A 19,896-nucleotide genomic window follows, 5' to 3' on the forward strand; every position below is an offset into this window, starting at 1 on the left:
CGTCAATCGTTGTCGTTGTCCCCTGCGTGGCTTTGGCTTTGTGTCTGGCTTTGCGTTTGTGCCACTCGGGGAACAGTGTCGTCATTCACAAAGTAGGTCGCACTAAGCGTATCGTGAATGGCAGCAAAGCCAATTTGCAGCTCGTCGATAAAGGCATGCAGCTTGCTCGGCGAATGGGCAAGCGCTTGGATATCGGCATCGACTACGTCCGCTCGAACCAGCGAAACCGTGGCCGCGGGGCGGTCTTGACGGGGAAGCAAAGTAAGCTCATGGCCTAGCGTTTCTAGGCTGCAGGCAATCGAACGTGGCAGGCTGGGGTCTTGGAGCAAAAAGCGCAGCACATCCGGCCCCCGTACGCGTAAACGCACCTGCTGACGGTACATTTGATACGCGGTGAGTGATTTAAGCACACTCATCCACTGCAAGTTTTCAAATGGCAGCAGCTCCTCAGGGTTTTGCGGCAGCAAGCTGGCAGAGCGCACGTCCACAATGCGCGTCGTCATATCCGCCCGCTCCAACTGGCGCCCTAATTCAATAAACGTACGCGCCGGGCCATGACTCAAGGTGCCCTCAATGAGCCCCGTTAACGCTTGGCAACCACGAATCACGCTTTTGAGAAAGCTATCGCGGCGGCGCGGGCTAACGCCATGTTCAGCATGGTCGACGACGCTCAGATAGAGCTGATTAACCTCCTCCCAAATCTCCCGAGGCACCACATCCCGGGTGGTTCTGAGGTTCTCGCGAGCACTGGCGAGGGCGGAGATAATCGAAATATCATTCTCGGTATCGGCACATAAAAAATGTACGACATTGCGCTCATCGAAGTCTGTATGGCGTGCGGTGAAGGCTTCCAGGCTGCCGGTCATTTCGATAAGTGGAGCCCAACCTAACGGCAAGCGTCCCGGCAAATCCAGCATAAGGTGGCTGTTAACGCTCAATAGGCGCGCGGTATCTTCCGCTCGTTCAATATAACGCGCCATCCAGTAAAGATTCTCAGCAACGCGTGACAGCATGGCGTTAGGCTCCTTTCACCGCGGCCGCTGCCGCCTTATCGTCGGTTTCTACAATCCAGGTATCTTTACTGCCGCCGCCTTGTGAAGAGTTCACCACCAGCGATCCTTCTATCAAAGCCACCCGCGTCAAACCACCGGTCGTGACATGAATTTCAGGCCCTGAGAGTATGAAAGGGCGTAAATCCACATGGCGCGGCTGCGGTAACCCATTCGCTAGCGTAGGCGTAGTCGAAAGCGCCAGGGTGGGCTGGGCCATATAATTGCGGGGATTTGCCTTGATCAACTGCGCAAACTCATCGCGGGTCTCTTTGGTTGAGCGCGGGCCAATCAACATGCCGTAGCCGCCCGACTCATTGGCGGGCTTGACGACCAATTCATCCAGGTGGTCGAGCACATAGCGGCGGTCGTCTTCAAACATGCACAGGTAGCTCGGCACGTTGGGCAACAGCGGCTCCTGATCGAGGTAATAACGAATCAGCGCAGGTACGAAAGCGTAAACCACCTTGTCATCCGCCACCCCAGCGCCCGGCGCGTTGGCCAGCGCGACTTTACCCGCCCGCCAAGCGCGCATCAGGCCCGCAACACCCAGCATTGACTCAGGATTAAACGCTTCCGGGTCGAGAAATTCATCATCAACACGGCGGTAAATAACATCCACGCGGCGCATACCCTCGACGGTGCGCATATACACCACATCATCGTCATCCACTAACAGGTCACTTCCCTGCACCAGTTCTACACCCATTTGCTGGGCAAGATAGGCGTGCTCGAAGTAGGCAGAGTTATAAATCCCTGGGGTCAGCACCACAATTTGCGGGTCATCGCCAGGTCGCGGCGACATCGACGCTAGCATGTCGTAAAGCTGAGCCACGTAATCATCAACCGGCAAAATCTTGCCTGAGGCGAATAACTCCGGCAGCACTCGCTTAGTGACATTGCGATTTTCAAGCATGTAAGAGACGCCGGAAGGAATGCGCAGGTTATCTTCCAGCACAAAAAGCGTACCGTCGCCATCGCGCACCAGGTCTGACCCGCAAACATGCGCCCACACGCCGTGAGGGGGATTAATACCTACACACTGAGGGCGAAAATTAACCGACTGCGCCAATACCTCAGCGGGTAATACTTTGTCCTTGATCACCTTTTGGTCGTGATAGAGATCATCAATAAATAAGTTTAGCGCCTGCACGCGCTGCTTGAGCCCCGCCTCGGTTTTACGCCACTCATTGGCGGGAATAATGCGCGGCACAATATCAAACGGCCAGGCACGGTCGATCATTGCCCCTTCTGAATAAACGGTGAAAGTAATCCCCATGGTACGGATGGCGATCTCCGCCGCCGTCTTGCGCTCCGCTAACTCTTCTGCGCTAAACCTTGCCAACATGTTGCACAGTTCACCCGCTGACTCGCGTGGCTGACCGGGCGCTGCCATCAGCTCATCGTAAAAATCACGACACGCATAGTTATTCCAATTCACTTGGCTCATGGGCGCTCTCCTGGCGCTGGGGTGGAAGCGGCAACTTCCTCAATGCTCAGTGTAGGCCTGCCGCGTGCAAAACAATCAAACAATTGAGAGCAAAATACGTACCATCTTTTGCGATATTTCAACGTTCGCTTACTTAAACACGACTCAAACATTACTTGGCAGAGCATCAGCGCCCATCAAACCCCTTTTATGCTTTCTTTTGGTGCGCCTAGTTGGCTTCAAGTTGGTGCATAACGCCATTTCCACTTTAGTTAAACGTCTTACTTAATATAGCGGCTGCAAAAAAGTAAAAGTGGAACGATACTTGCGAAACGTTCGGTTATTCCCTAACCCAGCCGACTATCCGGTTGATAACGGTTCTCTTGAGGGTGGCCCATGACCATTCGCGTTGCCTTGTACCATCGTACGACATACCACTTTGACCGCCCGGTGCGTCTATCACCCCATGTTATTCGGCTACGTCCGGCGCCCCACTGCCGCACGCATATTGAGGCGTACTCACTCAAACTCTCCGGCGATGACCATTTTTTAAACTGGCAACAGGACCCGTTTGGCAACTTCAACGCCCGCGTGGTGTTCCCAGAACCGCGTAAAGAGCTAACCATTGCTGTCGAACTGATCGCCCCGATGACGGTGATTAACCCGTTCGATTTCTTCCTGGACGACATTGCGCAACAGATTCCCTTCGATTACCCGGAAGCGCTGCGGCAAGAGCTGGGCCCCTATCTTGAAATCACCGAGTCCGGGCCGCGCTTAATGGAGTGGCTCAAGGGCGTGCCCCGCGAACCGACCACCACCGTCGATTTCCTGGTCGCGCTTAACCAACGCTTACAAGACGATATCGGTTACCTGGTGCGCCTGGAGCCAGGCGTACAAAGCTGTGAAGAGACTCTGTCCCTGGCCAGTGGCTCCTGCCGCGACAGCGCCTGGTTGCTGGTGCAGATTTTTCGCCACCTGGGACTCGCGGCACGCTTTGTATCGGGCTATCTGATTCAGCTTAAATCCGATGTCAAAGCACTCGATGGCCCCAGCGGTACAGAAGTAGATTTCACCGATTTACATGCCTGGACCGAAGTCTTTCTGCCTGGTGCAGGCTGGGTAGGTCTTGATCCAACCTCCGGCCTGTTCGCAGGTGAAGGCCATATTCCGCTGGCGGCTACTCCAACGACAGGTAGCGCAGCCGCCATTACCGGTTTTTCGGATAAGTGCGAAGTCACGTTCGATGTGACCATGGAAGTGGAGCGTATCCACGAAGACCCACGGGTCACCAAACCGTATAGCGATGAGCAGTGGCAGCGTATCTGCAACCTCGGCGACGACGTGGATGCCGAGCTTCTTCAGCAAGATGTGCGCCTGACCATGGGTGGCGAACCTACCTTTGTATCGGTTGATGATATGGAGAGCCCGCAGTGGAATACCGAAGCGCTCGGTGAGCACAAGCGCGAGCGGGCCGAAGCACTACTGACACGCCTTCAGGCCGCCTATGCCCCCGGCAGCGCCATTCAGCAGCAGCAGGGCAAGTGGTATCCCGGCGAACCGCTGCCCCGCTGGGCGCTGGCCTGCTACTGGCGTAAAGATGGCGTGCCGCTATGGCGCGACCCACAGTGGCTGGCCTGCCTGGAGGCTGCCCCGAAAGTGCACGTGGATAACACCATGGCGCAACGCTTTACCAAGGCACTTAGCGAGCGGCTGGGTGTGGCCGAACGTTACTGGATTCCAGCGTTTGAGGATGCCTACTACTATCTTTGGAAAGAGCAGTCGCTGCCAGTTAACGTTGACCCGCGCGAAGCCAACCTCAAAGACGATGTCGAGCGCCACCGCTTAGCCCGCCTATTGGAACAAGGTCTGGACGAAGTCGTTGGTTACGCTCTGCCACTGCGCCACTCGATCAGCCAAGCCCACCGCTGGGAAAGCGGCCGCTGGCCGCTCAAGCGCGACCACCTTTTTCTGGTACCCGGCGATTCCCCCATGGGGCTGCGCTTACCGCTTTCGGCGTTGCCCTGGGCTGACCCGGAAGAGCAGCCCCAGCCTGAATCACTATTCGCGCCCCGCCCGGCACTAGGCGATATTCACGGCGAGGTTGCCCGTCGTAATGCTGAACAGCTGCATATCAGCGACGCCGAACGCCTGGGTCGTTCCAGCCACCCCAGCCCATCGCACCCTGAAGGCGAAGATGTTCAGCAGCAGCCACGGGCAGAAAGCGACCGCGAGAGTGGCATTATTCACACCAGCCTGTGTGTGGAACCACGGGACGGTCGCCTGCATATTTTCCTGCCACCGCTGACCAGCTTAGAGCACTACCTTGACCTGCTCAGTACGGTTGAAGAGTGCGCTAAAGAGCTCGCTTGCCCGGTGATGGTAGAGGGCTACTCGCCGCCTCGCGATCCGCGTCTGGAAAACTTTATGATCACCCCCGACCCGGGCGTGATCGAAGTGAATATTATGCCTGCGGCCAGTTGGCAAACCTTGGTCGCGCAAACCGAACGGCTCTACGCCGAAGCACGAGAAACTCGCCTGGGCACCGAAAAATTTATGCTCGACGGACGCCACACCGGCACCGGCGGTGGCAACCACGTCACGCTAGGCGGCCTGACGCCTGACGATTCACCGTTCTTACGCCGCCCGGATCTGCTTGCCAGCTTAGTGACTTATTGGCAGCATCACCCTAGCCTCTCTTATCTGTTTTCGGGTCTCTTTATTGGCCCGACAAGCCAAGCGCCACGGGTGGATGAAGCGCGTCACGAAGCACTTTACGAGCTGGAAATTGCGCTACAGCAAATGCCCGAAGGCGACGTAGTACAACCCTGGCTGGTCGATCGCTTGCTGCGCCATCTGCTCACCGACTTGACTGGCAACACCCACCGCGCCGAGTTCTGTATCGACAAGCTCTATTCGCCGGATAGCGACAGCGGTCGACTCGGCTTATTGGAGCTGCGTGGCTTTGAGATGCCGCCCCATGCGCGTATGGGCCTGATGCAGATGCTGCTGATTCGCGCTCTTGTCGCGCGCTGCTGGAAAACACCCTATCGGGCCAAACCGGTGCGCTGGGGCAGCGCCTTGCAAGATCGCTGGATGTTGCCCCACTACTTGTGGAACGATCTTGACGATGTGCTCAGTGATCTACGCCACCACGGCTTCGATTTTGATCTTGAGTGGTTCGCCCCCTTCCTGGAGTTCCGCTTCCCGCTGCACGGTCGCCTGCATACGCCCATGCTGGATATCGAACTACGCCAAGCCATCGAACCCTGGCATGTACTGGGTGAAGAGGCTTCGGCTGGCGGTACTGCTCGCTATGTGGACTCCTCGGTGGAGCGCCTGGAAGTCAAAGTCAGCGGCATGAGCGGTGACCGTTACGTGGTGACCTGCAACGGGCGCCGAGTGCCGCTTTCAGCCACCGGCAGAAACGGGGAAGCAGTCGCCGGGGTGCGCTACCGCGCCTGGCAGCCGCCCTCGGCATTGCATCCGCAGATTCCTATTCATGCACCGCTGGTGTTTGATGTGATCGATACCTGGAATCAGCGCTCTGTGGCGGGCTGTACCTATTACGTGGTGCATCCCACCGGGCGTAATTTCGATACCTTCCCGGTCAATGCGTTTGAAGCCGAAGCCCGGCGACTGGGGCGTTTTAGTGACAGTGGCCATCGTCATGGCCAACAAGCTCCCAAGCTGGAAACCCCCAGCCTGGAACTGCCACAAACGCTCGATCTGCGCTGGACGCCTAGCTAATGTTTTTTAACTAAGCTAATGCTTTTCTCTTAGTAGCCAGTGCTGGATAATCCGCCCCCTTACCTCTCAGGATTACAAGGATAATGACGGCCCCTGTCTCACCCTCACTTCTCGCGCCCGTGGCTAACGGGCTTGTTGAGGATTACTTGAACCAGCTAGGCAAGGGACAGCCCGGCACGTATGACGCCATGCTCGATGGCCAAGGGCAGTTACGCCCGGGCTGGGAAAGCTTATTGGGCTCGCTGGAGGGCATGGGCCCCACGGGGCGTTTGCAGCAGCATGAAGAGATTCAGCGCCTGCTGGCCGAAAACGGCGTCATCTTTAATATGCATGACGAAACCCAAGGGCGTTCTTGGCGGCTTGACCCGCTACCCTGGGTGATTGATGAAGTCCAGTGGCAAGCGCTGGAGGCGGGGCTTACTCAGCGCAGCCGCCTGCTGACCGCCCTGTATAACGATATATACGGGGCCAAAACACTCTTTGACCTAGGCCTGTTGCCGACTCAGGAACTGCTTGCGTCACCGCTTCTCTTGCTGCCCTGCCATCGTTCGCTACCCAACGACCGTGCGCCGATCGGTTTTCACGGTGTGGATATTATTCAGGACACCCAAGGACAATGGCGGGTTATGTCCGACCGGCTACAGGCACCATCCGGTACGGGCTTTGCGCTTGAAAATCGCATATTGATGGCCCGCGCCCTACCCGGCATGTACCGTAACGCGCCCTTAAAGCGGTTGGCGGGTTTCCTGGATTTGCATCACCGAACGCTCATCGCCATGGCCTACCAGCACCGCGATAACCCCACCCTGATTCTATTAACGCCGGGGCCGGCGAGCCCGCGCTATTTTGAGCACGCCTATTTGGCTAATTATCTCAATATCGCGTTGGTAGAAGGGCAGGATTTGGTGGTGCGCGATACGCAGGTTTGGCTGCGCACCCTGGGCGGCTTGCAACCGGTCGATGTGATCTTGCGCCATTGCGATGACGCTTACTGCGACCCGCTGGAGCTGCGCGGCGATTCGCAGCTCGGCGTGCCGGGGCTGTTACAAGCTATGCGTTCAGGCGGTGTAGCGTTATCGAACGCACTGGGTGTGGGCATTTTAGAAGCCCCGGTATTAGCTGACTACCTGCCAGCACTGTGCGAACACTTACTGGGTGAGACCCTGCTGCTACCCAACGCCGATGCCTCTACGCAACCGGCCAGCGCACCGATATTTGACAGCCACCTGCAGCGACTTGAGCCCACTACGTTAAACCTGCGCTGTTTTGTGACCCACACCCCGGCTACCGTCAACCGCAACACGGCGGACGAATACCAAGTGATGCCCGGCGGTTTAGCCTGGGTCGGTGCGCCTGGCTCACCCTCACTGAGCACCAGCATTGTCAAAGATGTGTGGGTCACCGCAGCCTCACCCCAGCCGCATGTCAGCCAGCTGCGCCAAGCCCGCGGCCCGGTAGTGGCGACGCGGGATGGGACGGATCTACCCAGCCGGGTGGCTGAAAGCCTGTTTTGGCTAGGCCGCTACGGTGAGCGATTAGACACCCGCGCCCGCTTGCTGCGTGAAGCACTGCTAAGGCTAATGGAGTACGACCAGGACGCGATTGCCGACCAGCTGTTGGATGAGCTGCTGCTAGCCCTGGATATCACCACACTCAGCAAAGACGACGAGCACCGCTTACAAGCGCCACTGATCGGTTTTGAACAGAAGCGTGCGGCACTATTGGCGCAGTTCGATGACGTGGAGCCCCAAGCGCTGCAGCCACTATTCTCGCAATTAATGCGCAATGCACGCAGCGTGCGCGACCATTTAGGCGACGACTCCTGGCGGGTGGTGCACCAGTTGCGCCAACGCATGGCCACCTTTAACCCCAGCTTGGGAGCCAGCGCGGCGCGGCGCGCTTGTGAAGGGCTATCGGCCCAGCTGGCTGCGTTTTTCGGACTCTGCAACGAGACCATGCCGCACCACTACGGTTGGCGATTCATGGATATTGGCCGCTTTCTGGATCGCGTGTTGGGCTTGCTCTCGCTGCTCAAACTTACCCTTAATGCCCCGCATTCGCCGGGATTGGCACTGTGGGAAGTCGTGCTTGCCACCACCGATAACTTTACCGCTTACCGGCGCCGCTACCGCAGCGAGCTACATCCAGCGGCGATTCTTGACCTACTGCTGTTCGACGAGACTAACCCTCGCTCGGTGGGTTATATGCTCAAGCGCATTGAGCGTCAGATGGATCGCCTACCCGGCACTACATCCCCCTACCGTAACGCCGAACGCAGGCTGTTGATTCAGGCGAATGCAGCGCTCCATCTTGCCGATATTGATCGCTTGAGCCATTTAGCGGATACCCCCGAGGCGCAAGAGGCGCTAGAACAACTGCTGGACGCTCTGATTGAGCCCCTGAGTGCGCTTTCTGAAGCCATCAGTCAAAGTCATTTCAGCCATGTGGAACGACCTCGCCAACTAGTTAGTATGGAGCCCGAGGCATGAACTATACGTTGCGGCATACCACCCGCTACCATTACAGCGCTCCGGTAACGTTGTGCCATAGTGAAGCGCGGGTGCTTCCACGCAAAACGCCCCATCAGCAGTGTGGCGCTTCGGAATTACATATTAGCCCTGCGCCGCAGGTACAAAAGGAGCGCTGCGATATATTCGGCAACCGGGTGCTCTATTTCGCCATGGAAGGGGTTCATCAAACGCTGGATGTCACTGTGGTAACACCATTGAATACTCAGCCGCTCACCGCCCTGCCTGATGTTTCGCCGCCGTGGAAAAACGTGGCCCAGCTGCTTAGCCAGGACAACAGCTTTGATGTACAGCTCTACCGACTGGACTCACCATTTATCCGTCGTAACGACGAGCTAGCCGCCTTTGCCCGTAGCTGCTTCACCCCAGGCAGACCACTTATTGAGGCGGCGCTAGCGCTGAATGAGTTGATTTATAGCACTTTTGAATACGACCCCAGCTTCACTACGCTGGCGACACCGTTAAGCGAGGTGCTTGCCAACCGGCGTGGTGTTTGTCAAGACTTCGCCCACCTGGCGATTGGCGCATTGCGTTCGGTAGGACTCGCCGCGCGCTACGTCAGCGGATACCTGGAAACCCAGCCACCGCCCGGGCAGCCGCGGCTGATCGGCGCTGATGCCTCCCATGCGTGGCTGGCGACCTGGATCCCCGACTGGGGCTGGCTGGCGCTTGACCCCACCAATGGCTCAGTGGCCGGTGAACAGCACCCCGTACTGGCTTGGGGGCGAGATTATGCAGATGTCGCGCCACTCAAAGGGGTTATGAACGGCGGCGGCGAGCATCGTCTTGAAGTTGAAGTCGATGTCATGCCGCAGGCGAGCTAAAACATTAACAATTATTAATGCCTGATAGCCATCAGGCTGATTCGTAAGCAGCTTTAAGACGATAAAACTCTTCTACAATAGCGGCCATTTCATCGGCGTCGTAATCGCATAGGCCGCTCACGACAAGCTTCTTAGAGCCCACACCCACCGCTTCACCAGCGGACTCGATCGAGAACTCCAAGCGGGCATCGGCACGCTTACCGTGAACCTCTAGCGAAGAGTGGTTCAGCGTCAATCCTGGAGAAAAACCATCTAAACGCCCAAGTGAAAAACCCATGCTATCGTAGATCACCAGCGGACGTTTAGGGTTAAACATAACCCCATGTTGCTCCATAAGTGGTTTGAGATAGTGTGGAAAATTCTTGCCTGAAAACGCCACATAACAGCGTGCAAAGGCTTCCACCACATCGGCATCGTGGGTAATGTCACCGCTACGCACTACCTGTAAGTAACCTTTGCCGCTCTCATCACAGACATGCAGTGTACCGTCGTCTGCTTCGCTGAACTTTAGCGGTGTATCGGCGCCCACCATGTTGGTGAAGCGAAATTCCATTTGCCGCGACAACCCAAACTTTGTGAGCACCAATGCAAACAGCAGATCACCGGGCACACAAAAGCGGCGTGCATCCGGATTATGAATAGGGTTGTAGTCACCCGCCACGCCTTTGGCGAAGCGACTGGCCTGCTCTGCGGAGATCACCACATACTCTCCGCGCTGCGTATAAAAATCCTTGAACATGGCGTTTGTTGCCTGCCTAGCGTTGAAATCGAAAACCCGTCACTGCCCAACGCCGCGCATAATGCCATAAAACACGCCCCAACAGGAGTTATCTGCTAGGGAAGCCACTATGTCAGACGTGAACACTCGTAAAAATCGCCTACCCCGACTGCTTTTCAGGGTGTTGATTGGCTTGCTATTTATCATCCTGATCTGGGTAGCGGGCAGCTATTGGCTGCTTAATAGTCAGTGGCTACCCAAACGCATTTCCCAATTTGAAGGCATCGACATCCGCTGGGAGCAAGGTGCCAGCCGACACCCTGGCCGCTGGGAAGTCGAGGGGCTGTATCTCGCACGTGAAGATGAAGCCTTACCCATCTCCATTGAGGCTGAACGCGCGACCCTTTCGCTCTCTTTGCTGGCCCTGCTACGCGGCGAGCTGCATATTAATGCCCTCGATGCTGAGGGCATTCGCCGCCTGACCGTCGGTGATATCGCGCTGGAAGCGGAAGGCCAGCTACACGTAGTAGAGACCACATTGAGTCGCGACACCCTGGCTATCCCTAATGTTTCGCTCGCCATTACTAATGGTCGTTTAGTTCGCGTGAGTGATCAAGCAACCCTAGTGCACGATATTGATCTTACCGCTGATGCGACACTCGACACGATAACCCCCGTCGACGCCACCAGTGGCCAACTTAACCCCAACCTGCTGGCGGCGCTTTCGGCGCAGCTTCAGTTGAATGCCCAAGCGGATGCCTGGGAGGTCTTTATGCCCTATTTAGACGCCCTGCCCTGGCTAACCCTGGAGGGGCGAGGGGCACTCACCGGCACACTTGAGCTAACCGCTGGTAAGTTACAGCCCGGTAGCGAATTAATGCTGGACGCGCCAGTGTTGCGCTTAGCGGTAGATGAGCAGCGTTTACGTGCTCCAAGCGACTCACCCCGCTGGCTAATCGCTGACAACCCACCACCACGTCACACCGCCACCGGTAAAGGCCAGGTTCGCTTGGCAGTTGAGAGCGATCAACTGCATTTTTCGACCCAGCTTGCCGATGTTGAGCTAGCTGAAATAGAACTGGCTGAAGTAGAACTGGACGAGCCGCACCCCTATGCAGAGCACGCTGAGCTTCGCCTGGCGACCCAAATTCCCAATCAACGCCTGGATCAGCTCGACCTTCCCACAGCGGCTACCCTGGCCTTACAGGGCGACATCATTCGTTTGGATATGCTTGACCGTTATCTTACTGCGTATGCTGACGAACAGGGCATCCGCCTTTCAGGTCATGGCCAAATGGATGCCTCAGCCAGCATTCGCGAGTCGCGCCTCTACGATGCTCAACTGAACATTCAAGCACCGGAGCTGGCAGCCGATACACGCGGCTTTATCGCCCAAGGCAGTGGCTCACTCAATGCCCGGTTAACGCCTCAAGAGATAATGGAAGCCACGCTCAACTTTAACGATGCCACGCTGCATCACCAAGAGCGCCTGCTACTTGACGACGCTGACATCAACCTTATCGCCACAAGCCCTATTAATCCGCAAAAAGCGCCTGATGAAGCCACCGCCATGCTTAGCTGGCAAGCGGCTCGCCTGCCCGATGTTAGCGTGTTACAGAGCTATTTAGTGGCCATTTTACCCACCCCTACACCTTTGCAGCTGCTTAGCGGCCAAGCCACGAGTCACGGCCAGCTCACCATGACGTCAGAGCAACTCAGCGGTGAGGTGCATTTAGCGGGAAACGGGCTAGCGACTCGCTGGCAGCATGGCGACCAGGCGGGCACGTTAACCAGTGATATGCAGCTATTCCTGCCACTCCAGCAAGTAGCGATGGATGGTTCAGCGTTGAACCTCAGCGGCGCCCGGCTGAGCTGGCAAGTGGCCGCTATCGACCGACCTAGCGAGCGCCTAGAGAGCGTATTAGTGTTAACCGACGGACGTTTTCAGCGCCGCAATAGCGTGCCTAGTGGACAGTTTGCACTTGAAGGTAGTGTGCAACGGCTAGGCTTTTTAAATGCGTTTTTGCCTGACGCCCATGGTTTGGCCATTGCTGGCGAAGGCCAGCTCTTTGCTCAGGGCGCCTTTCGCGATAACCGCCTGCTGGCACCGACTCGGCTGCGCGTTAATGCCGACCAGCTTGAGGTTACATTTTTAGACTATCTCGCCACAGGGCGTGGAGAGCTCACCGCCCAACTGGATAGCACCGAGCAGGCCCAGCTCTCGCTTGGCATTCCCCGCTTTGACCTAAAGCGCCAAGACGATGACAGCCCACACGTACAGGGGCGCCACTTTGCCCTCACCACGCAAACCGAGCAGTTTAGCGAGGTGCTTGAATCGCCCCAACCCGAGCACTTCACCACCCGTATTGCGCTACCGATTACCGAGGTGCCCGACTTCACCCGTTACAACCGCTACCTGCCAGAAGGGGCAGGTGTCACCTTGCTTGATGGGCAAGCCAGCCTAGCCAGCGAATGGCTGCTGGAGGGTTTTAACGCCCAAGGAGAAATAACGCTGCGCGCTTTTGGTGCCGAGCTGGCGCTACTGGATCAGCGTCTACGGGGCGATGTGCACTTGTATTTGCACCTCACCGACGGCGATCTGAATACACGCCGCTTTACTGCTAATGACTCTTTCCTACGCCTGGAAAACGTTAACCTTCAGAGTGAAAACGGCGCATCGGATGCGGGTTGGTGGGTGCAACTTTCAATGTTTGATGCGCAGTTAGCGTGGGAAGACCCTGTTCGCCTAGCCAGCCAACTACGTTTGGAAATGCGCGATACGGGCTTGCTCGCCCGGCTATTTCTCGCCCGCGCCAGGGATAGCGACTGGCTCGGGCGACTGTTAAATGTTCACGATATCGAGGGCACTGCACAGCTAGAGATCAGCGGCGAGCAGATTAGCCTTAGCGACTTGACGCTCACCGGCGGCCCACTACTGCTGCTTTCGGATGTCGCTCTGGCAGACCGCAGTGCCAATGGCGCGCTCTATGCGCGCCTTGGCGTGCTTGGATTAGGGGTTGAACTTGAAGACAGCGAACCAACCTTGCGCTTTATTCAACCGCGCCGCTGGTTTGACCGCTGGCGGGAGGCCAATGGCAGGTAACACAAATAACCGTTGCCTAGCGTTTTTTGCGCTCACGACGAATCATCCTGACTCGTTCTTTAGCTTTTTGCGGCGTGGAGAGCGGCGCTGCCGTCTCATCATGGGTTTTCGGCGGCACCGTGACCCAGGCAAACACCGGCAATGCCAAGTGCCAATGAATGGCCGCCAACCGAAGCCCAAGAGTGACGCTTAGTGAGGCAGCAATCGCCAACGTAAGCGGCGCCTCCAGCGCATGCAGCGCGACGTAAACGATGCCTCCCGCCATCGCGGCGGTGGCGTAGATCTCTTCGCGCAAGACCATGGGCACTCGTTGCGCCAGCACATCACGGATCATGCCGCCCGCCACGCCGGTCATCATGCCCATCAACACCGCCACCATGCCAGACGTGCCCAGCAGCAGTGCTTTATGGGCGCCAATAACGGTGAACAGCGCAAGGCCGAACGCATCGGCAATCGGCAAGAAACCCCGCGAGAGACGGTGGATATAGTGAAACCCCACCAGCGAGACGCCTACGGTGGCTAAAATCACCCATAAATAGGTCGGGTCGGTCACCCAGAACACCGGCTTTACGCCTAACACTAAATCCCGCAGTGTGCCCCCACCGATGCTGGTCACTGCCGCCAGCACCAGCATGCCAATTGGGTCCATGCGCGACCTGCACGCCAACATCACACCCGACAGCGCGAACACGATGACACCCGCCATATCCAGCCAATAGACCACGCCTGACACGCTCTTCTCCTTAATGTTCGCTATCGATAAAGGCGCCAAGAATAACACTCTTCCCCAAAACACTGGCTCCAGCGCCATTACTCAGTTGGGATAAATACTCGGGATTAGGTTACGCTGGCCGATTAGATTAACTGTGGAGTTGGAGCGTTTATGGATTGGAACCCGGCTTACAGCTGGCTGGTACTCGCCCTACTATTAAGTCTGGCAGAGCTAACTTCGGGCGCGATGGTGCTGCTTGCACTGGGTATTGCCGCGGCGCTAACGGCGGCCGTTACGGCGTTAGGTTTAACGCTCCCCTGGCAACTGCTCAGTATGGCTATTTTTACCGGCGTACTGCTGCCGCTATGCATTATGGTCATTCGCCCGCGCTTCTCCCCCCGTGGCGTGGCCTACGGCACCACCGGCACGGGCGTCGAGAAAGGCAATCGCTACACTACTCTACGCCGGGATTTTGATGATGCCACGGGCATTAAAGTAAACGGCGATTTCTACCGCCTCCGCGTCGTTGAAAGCGGTGAAACCGAGCTACCCAGCGGTACGCTGGTGATATTTAAACGATTTGAAGGCACCACTGCGCTAGTCGCGTTACCTCAGCCTGACGACATAGCCCCTCAAGAAGACGATTCCCAACGCAAGGAGCCTTAACAATGGATTTACCTATTAGCCCAGGTTTATTAATAAGCCTTATTATTGTGGTGATCGCGGTACTGATCATTTCAAAAGGTCTGATCATTATTCGCCAATCGGAAGTCATGGTGGTGGAGCGCCTTGGTTCATTCCATCGCGTGTTAGAAAGCGGCATCAACATCATCATTCCGTTTATCGAACAACCTCGTGCGATCACCATGCTGCGTTACCGCAAAATGGGTGAGGACTACACCGCTATTACCAGCGACGAGACCCGTATTGATCGCCGCGAAACGGTGATGGATTTCCCTGGCCAGCCAGTCGTTACCACCGATAACGTCACCGTGCGCATTAACGGCGCCCTGTACTATCAGATCATTGACCCCAAGCGGGCGGTCTATGAAGTCGAGAACATGAGCCAGGCCGTCGAAGTTCTGGCGAAAACCACGCTGCGCTCAGTAGTCGGCAAAATGGAACTGGATAAGCTGTTCGAGTCCCGTGCGGAGGTGAACAACGAGATTCAGGCCGCCATGGAAGAGCCTGCTTCCAAGTGGGGGGTCAAAATTTCCCGTGTCGAAGTGCAGGATATTGCCATGCCCGAAGAGGTGGAAACCGCCATGCGCCTGCAGATGGCCGCCGAGCGTAAACGCCGCGCTACGGTTACCGAAGCAGAAGGTGAAAAATCAGCGGCAATTGCCATGGCCCAGGGTCAGCGTGAGTCTTCGATTCTTAACGCTCAAGGCGATAAAGAGTCCGCTATTCTGCGCGCTCAGGGTGAGCAGGAATCGATCAAGCTGGTGCTGAGCGCCATTGGCGATAGCGAAGAGAATAAGCGCACGGTGGTGGGCTACCTGCTAGGCCAAAGTTATATCAAGGTACTGCCCAACATGGCGAAGAATGGCGAGCGGGTATTCGTGCCTTATGAATCATCGGCGTTGCTCGGCTCAATGGGCATGTTCCGTGAAATGGCGGGATCACCTGAGGACACGGTGGCTAACCACCTAAAAAACCGTAGCGGCAGTGACAGCGATTTTCGTAGTGGAATCGTCGGTGGTGCGGTCAGCGGCCACTAATAGCGCCATCAAGAAACCGCAGGAATTACCTTAAGCCGGGCCCCGCGGGTCCGGCTTTTTTGCTGCGACTCGCCGACGAAGCACTTTATCTGATCAAGCACAGCGGCCGTAACCGCTGTGTAGTATGGGCTGAATCGCATCACGCTCAGCAGTTCATGCTGGCCCCAGCAGGGATTTCCATCGGCCTGGCGACTAGGGTGAATCGGTCGCCAGAAAGTGATCAATAAACACTGCGTAATCCTGCTCAGTGCAGTCGGCGTAAGCGACTGCCAGTGTTGAAACGATCTCGACAACTGAGCTTTCCGCTCTTTTAATTTATTATTCGGTCTATTATATGTAAAAATCAAAGTGACGCCCCCCAGCCAATAAAGACAGCAAAAATAATAAACAGCCAACTAGCGATAAAACATTTAACAATCAATGGTAGGGCATAACGCAGCCACTTATCATACGGAACTCCCGCCAACGCTAACATTGCAAGAGTCCCACCTGATGTCGGAGAGATCATATTAGTGAACCCATCACCAATCTGGAATGCTAATATAGCTGTCTGACGTGTCATGCCAATAATATCAGATAATGGGATCATGATGGGCATCGTAGCCATTGCTTGACCACTGCCAGATGGTATAAAAATATTAATAGCACCATGCACCAACGTCATCACTATCGAAGATAACATTAAAGGCAATTGCGCAACCGGCACAGCTAGCGCATTAATAATAGTATCTCCAATCTGTCCTTGCTCTAACAATACTTGAATGGCTCGTGCCACCCCTATAATCAGCGCCCCGCCTGTAACTGAGGCAGCGCCTTTAATTAAATGATCAACCATCTCATTTGTTTTCATTCCAGTTAAAAGTCCACAAATGACAGCAATTGCTAAAAACACTCCAGAAATTTCATTAATGTACCATCCTAAAGAAAAAACCCCATATAATATCAACGCCAACCCGATCAGAAAAGTAAATATTACTATAAAATCAACACGCCCCATGCAGTACTCTTCAAGCGTTTTTTCCAACCGCATACCTTGAGTAGAAAGCCCTTTCGCAAAACTACTCTGTGGCGAAGCCTGAATTTTCTTTAAATAGCTGGAGGTGTGATGAGCTACTATGCTAAGCATCACCAACGCCATAACTGTCCTTAACCCGAACCCTGAGAAAAGCGGTATGTCAGCGATAGTTTGCGAAACACCGACTGTATAGGGATTAACAGGAGAAGCGGCAAATCCAAAACCAATACCACCGACAGCCATACTAAGGCCAACTATAAGGTCACCCCGCAAAGCTAAGCCAACGAAGATAGCTAGAGGAATCAAAGCTATATTCCCCTCATATCCAACTACCACTCCTAGCATTCCGAAAATAAACGTAATAGCCCAAACTGTTAAAGTCTGCCGCTCAGTTCCTAGTTTTTTTATTAAGGTACCGACAGTGTTCTCTAATGCTTTAGTCGCTGAAAGAAGACGAAATAAGCCTCCAGCAATAAAAACAATAAAAATTATACTAGCAGAAGAAACCATCCCTTGAGGGATAGAAAAAAAGACATCTAGTGGTGAAAGAAGAGGTGCTTCCACCATTTCGAAAGTGCCTGGAACAACCGATTCCCGTCCATTTACTTCTTCTCTTTGAAAAACTCCTGAAGGAACTAGCAACGTCAATAAGTAAGTAAAAAGTAATATCCAAAATATAAGAGCCATTGGATGTGGCAGCTTTTCATACCACAGTTTATTCTCATGAATTGATTCTTTATAATTAGACATAATATTATTACACCTTTGTTTATTAGCATTACTTATTAATTAATGCTTTCATCGCTATTTCTACAAGAAGGCGACTTCCATAAGGAATAATGCGATCATTGAAATCGAAATGAGCGCTATGTAGAGGATGACATTTATCCCCCTCTCCTGTGCCTAGAAAAAAGTAAGCGCCTGGACACTCCTTCAGCATGAAAGAAAAGTCCTCTGCACCTAAGCTTGGAGATACGCTGTCTACCAAAGCCCCTCTTCCCCAGATGGCCTCAACACAAGATTCGACTATGCATACAGAGCTTAGTGAGTTAACCGTAACAGGGAAGAGGCGCTGATAGTCTAGGAACACCTCTCCACCGTATGCATGACTCACTCCTTCACATACCCTAGCCATAGCATTTTCAATGGTAGTGCGACTGTTATCGTCAAGGGTTCTCACTGTACCGCTAATATTGACTTCATCCGGAATGACAGCAAAACCGTCAAGAGTTCCTCCTTGAATACCGCACAAGCTCAATACCGCCGATGCTATTGGGTCTACATCTCTCGAAACGACACTGTGCAATGCTTGAATCAAGGTACCAGCCATTCGGACAGGATCAATGGATCGGTGTGGGTTCACACCTCCGTGCCCTCCTCTACCCTGCACCTTGATCTTCACTTGATCAGCAGCAGCCATAATTGGGCCAGAACAGATGCCTACCTTTCCAAATGGTAATTCCGGCCAATTATGCAAAGCATAAATTTCATCCATAGGAAATCGTTCAAACAGACCTTCCTTAACCATTTGTTGTCCGCCGCCAAGCCCCTCTTCTGCTGGTTGAAAAACTAAGTGAAGAGTTCCAGAGAAATCACGGTGCTCTGCGAACCAAGCAGCGACGCCCAGTAAAATCACTGTGTGCCCATCATGACCACAGGCATGCATTTTACCTTTAATTTCAGAAGCATAGGCGACCTCACTTAATTCCGCCAAGGGTAATGCATCCATATCTGCACGTAGTCCTATGCTCCTATTGTTGTCGTCCAGGTTTCCTTTTATAGTAGCCACAATACCGGTGCCCGCTATATCACTGACATAACTAATCCCTAATCTATCAAGCTCCTGCATCACTTTTTTAGATGTCTGATATTCCTCAAAACCTAATTCTGGATGTCGATGCAACTCACGACGAAAACTTTGTAAGTAAAAATATCGACTATTAAAAAAATCGTCTTGGATCGTCTGCAACATATTTCCACCGAATGATTGTGCGAGTTCATTTAGTGTTATACGATTTTATCTCGTATCGGAAATATAGTTTTTATATGCAATCCATACTATATTGGCATACTCACTTCAATAAGCATAACTTTCCAATGGATTTCAAACAGTTACGTTATTTTTTAGCAGTTGTAGATGAGGGTACAATATCTTCAGCAGCTCGCAGAATACCCATCGCTCAGCCAGCTCTGACGCGCCAACTACACATGTTAGAAGAAGACCTTGGATTTCAGCTATTTCACAGAACTCATCAAGGGATTATACTTACTGCAGCTGGCACTTCATTCTATAAAAATACGCAAGTACTGCTGGAAGACTTCGAGACCATCAAGCAACAAGCAAAAAATATTGCTAATGGGCAATATGGCTCTTTGCGCATTGGCATCACTCCAATCCATCATTGGATTCCAAACATCACACGCCTTTTAAATAAGTTTCGAAAACAACACCCAGATGTGGAATTATTTATAGAGCCACGGCTTTCAGGCTCACAAATAGAAGCAATACATAATAATCGCCAAGATATTGGAATAATGTTTCTACATCCTGAAACACAACCAGAACTACGTAGCCAATGCCTTTATAAAGATCATATGGTTTTAGTTACAAGCAAAAACTCCTCTTTAGCACAAAACCCACCAACCTGCCTAGCTGACCTCAATAATGAAGACTTTATTTGGTTCAAAAGAGACTCTACGCCTAGCAGCTATGACAAATTACACCAATCTTTTAAAGAATCAGGATTTATTCCAAATATTGTGCAGGAGTGCAGTGATAATACTACTATGCGCAGCCTAGTATCTGCAGGCATGGGATGTACACTCCTTCCTGCTCTAACAATGACGGATGCTCCTAAAAATCTCGTTAGCTATCGAATACCAGATCTAACGCTGGAACTTCCATTGATGCTGGTATGGCACCCTTTATACCTGAATTCAACTAATAAGTGCAGCACCTGCGGTTTCTAGCGCTCCTGAGTATTCACCTAAGAACACCTGGGCTGGGGTTCGGTATCCCAGCCGCTTTCTTGGTCTATCGTTTAGCTTAT

The 19,896-nt window shown here is 53.9% G+C and carries 13 protein-coding genes and 1 pseudogene; 7 read left to right on the plus strand and 7 right to left on the minus strand.

Annotation, left to right across the window (positions count from 1 at the left end):
- Positions 1-2: 2 nt before the first annotated feature.
- Positions 3-1,013, minus strand: a complete 1,011-nt coding sequence (locus HZS80_RS11820; protein WP_035560020.1) for an alpha-E domain-containing protein — start codon at positions 1,011-1,013, stop codon at positions 3-5.
- A 4-nt stretch (positions 1,014-1,017) separates the two neighbouring features.
- Entirely contained in the window at positions 1,018-2,499 is a 1,482-nt protein-coding gene (locus HZS80_RS11825; protein WP_035560017.1) for a circularly permuted type 2 ATP-grasp protein, read from the minus strand.
- A gap of 375 nt (positions 2,500-2,874) precedes the next feature.
- On the opposite strand from HZS80_RS11825, the gene HZS80_RS11830 reads away from it, so the two are divergent.
- The 3 genes from HZS80_RS11830 to HZS80_RS11840 all read left to right on the plus strand — a co-directional run bounded on the left by HZS80_RS11830 (position 2,875) and on the right by HZS80_RS11840 (position 9,577).
- Positions 2,875-6,225 carry a transglutaminase family protein gene (locus tag HZS80_RS11830; RefSeq protein WP_035560014.1) on the plus strand — a complete coding sequence of 1,117 codons (3,351 nt, stop codon included), beginning with the start codon at positions 2,875-2,877 and terminating at the stop codon, positions 6,223-6,225.
- Between the two features lie 83 nt (positions 6,226-6,308).
- Positions 6,309-8,714, plus strand: coding sequence for a circularly permuted type 2 ATP-grasp protein (locus HZS80_RS11835; protein WP_035560010.1), 2,406 nt, complete (start codon positions 6,309-6,311; stop codon positions 8,712-8,714).
- Positions 8,711-9,577, plus strand: a complete 867-nt coding sequence (locus tag HZS80_RS11840) for a transglutaminase family protein (RefSeq protein WP_035560007.1) — start codon at positions 8,711-8,713, stop codon at positions 9,575-9,577. The genes HZS80_RS11835 and HZS80_RS11840 overlap by 4 nt, the downstream gene beginning before the upstream one ends.
- Before the next feature lie 31 nt (positions 9,578-9,608).
- On the opposite strand, the gene HZS80_RS11845 is transcribed toward HZS80_RS11840, so the two are convergent.
- Positions 9,609-10,316 carry a DUF3581 family protein gene (locus tag HZS80_RS11845; RefSeq protein ID WP_035560003.1) on the minus strand — a complete coding sequence of 236 codons (708 nt, stop codon included), beginning with the start codon at positions 10,314-10,316 and terminating at the stop codon, positions 9,609-9,611.
- A gap of 109 nt (positions 10,317-10,425) precedes the next feature.
- Here HZS80_RS11845 and HZS80_RS11850 point away from each other — a divergent pair, with 109 nt between their 5' ends.
- Complete coding sequence (locus HZS80_RS11850) at positions 10,426-13,398, plus strand: translocation/assembly module TamB domain-containing protein (protein WP_179916190.1); 2,973 nt, start codon at positions 10,426-10,428, stop codon at positions 13,396-13,398.
- Between the two features lie 16 nt (positions 13,399-13,414).
- Here the strand turns inward: HZS80_RS11850 and HZS80_RS11855 are convergent, their stop codons facing one another.
- Complete coding sequence (locus HZS80_RS11855; RefSeq protein WP_179916191.1) at positions 13,415-14,131, minus strand: trimeric intracellular cation channel family protein; 717 nt, start codon at positions 14,129-14,131, stop codon at positions 13,415-13,417.
- A 150-nt stretch (positions 14,132-14,281) separates the two neighbouring features.
- Between HZS80_RS11855 and HZS80_RS11860 the strand changes: the two genes are divergently transcribed.
- Positions 14,282-14,776 carry an NfeD family protein gene (locus HZS80_RS11860; protein WP_179916192.1) on the plus strand — a complete coding sequence of 165 codons (495 nt, stop codon included), beginning with the start codon at positions 14,282-14,284 and terminating at the stop codon, positions 14,774-14,776.
- A 2-nt stretch (positions 14,777-14,778) separates the two neighbouring features.
- A complete protein-coding gene (locus HZS80_RS11865) occupies positions 14,779-15,831 on the plus strand; it encodes an SPFH domain-containing protein (RefSeq protein WP_035559986.1) in 1,053 nt (350 codons plus the stop codon).
- A gap of 343 nt (positions 15,832-16,174) precedes the next feature.
- On the opposite strand, the gene HZS80_RS11870 is transcribed toward HZS80_RS11865, so the two are convergent.
- Together HZS80_RS11870 and HZS80_RS11875 are read right to left on the minus strand one after the other, a co-directional pair.
- Positions 16,175-17,596, minus strand: coding sequence for a YfcC family protein (locus tag HZS80_RS11870; protein WP_179916193.1), 1,422 nt, complete (start codon positions 17,594-17,596; stop codon positions 16,175-16,177).
- Positions 17,597-17,624: 28 nt separating this feature from the next.
- Positions 17,625-18,818, minus strand: a complete 1,194-nt coding sequence (locus HZS80_RS11875) for an amidohydrolase (protein ID WP_179916194.1) — start codon at positions 18,816-18,818, stop codon at positions 17,625-17,627.
- Between the two features lie 125 nt (positions 18,819-18,943).
- Between HZS80_RS11875 and HZS80_RS11880 the strand changes: the two genes are divergently transcribed.
- Complete coding sequence (locus HZS80_RS11880) at positions 18,944-19,816, plus strand: LysR family transcriptional regulator (protein ID WP_179916195.1); 873 nt, start codon at positions 18,944-18,946, stop codon at positions 19,814-19,816.
- Here HZS80_RS11880 and HZS80_RS23530 read toward each other — a convergent pair.
- Positions 19,784-19,896: pseudogene (locus HZS80_RS23530) on the minus strand (IS30 family transposase); the annotation flags it as partial. The gene HZS80_RS11880 and the pseudogene HZS80_RS23530 overlap by 33 nt on opposite strands.

Origin of the sequence: Vreelandella glaciei, from assembly GCF_013415125.1 — a bacterium.
GTDB lineage: Bacteria > Pseudomonadota > Gammaproteobacteria > Pseudomonadales > Halomonadaceae > Vreelandella > Vreelandella glaciei.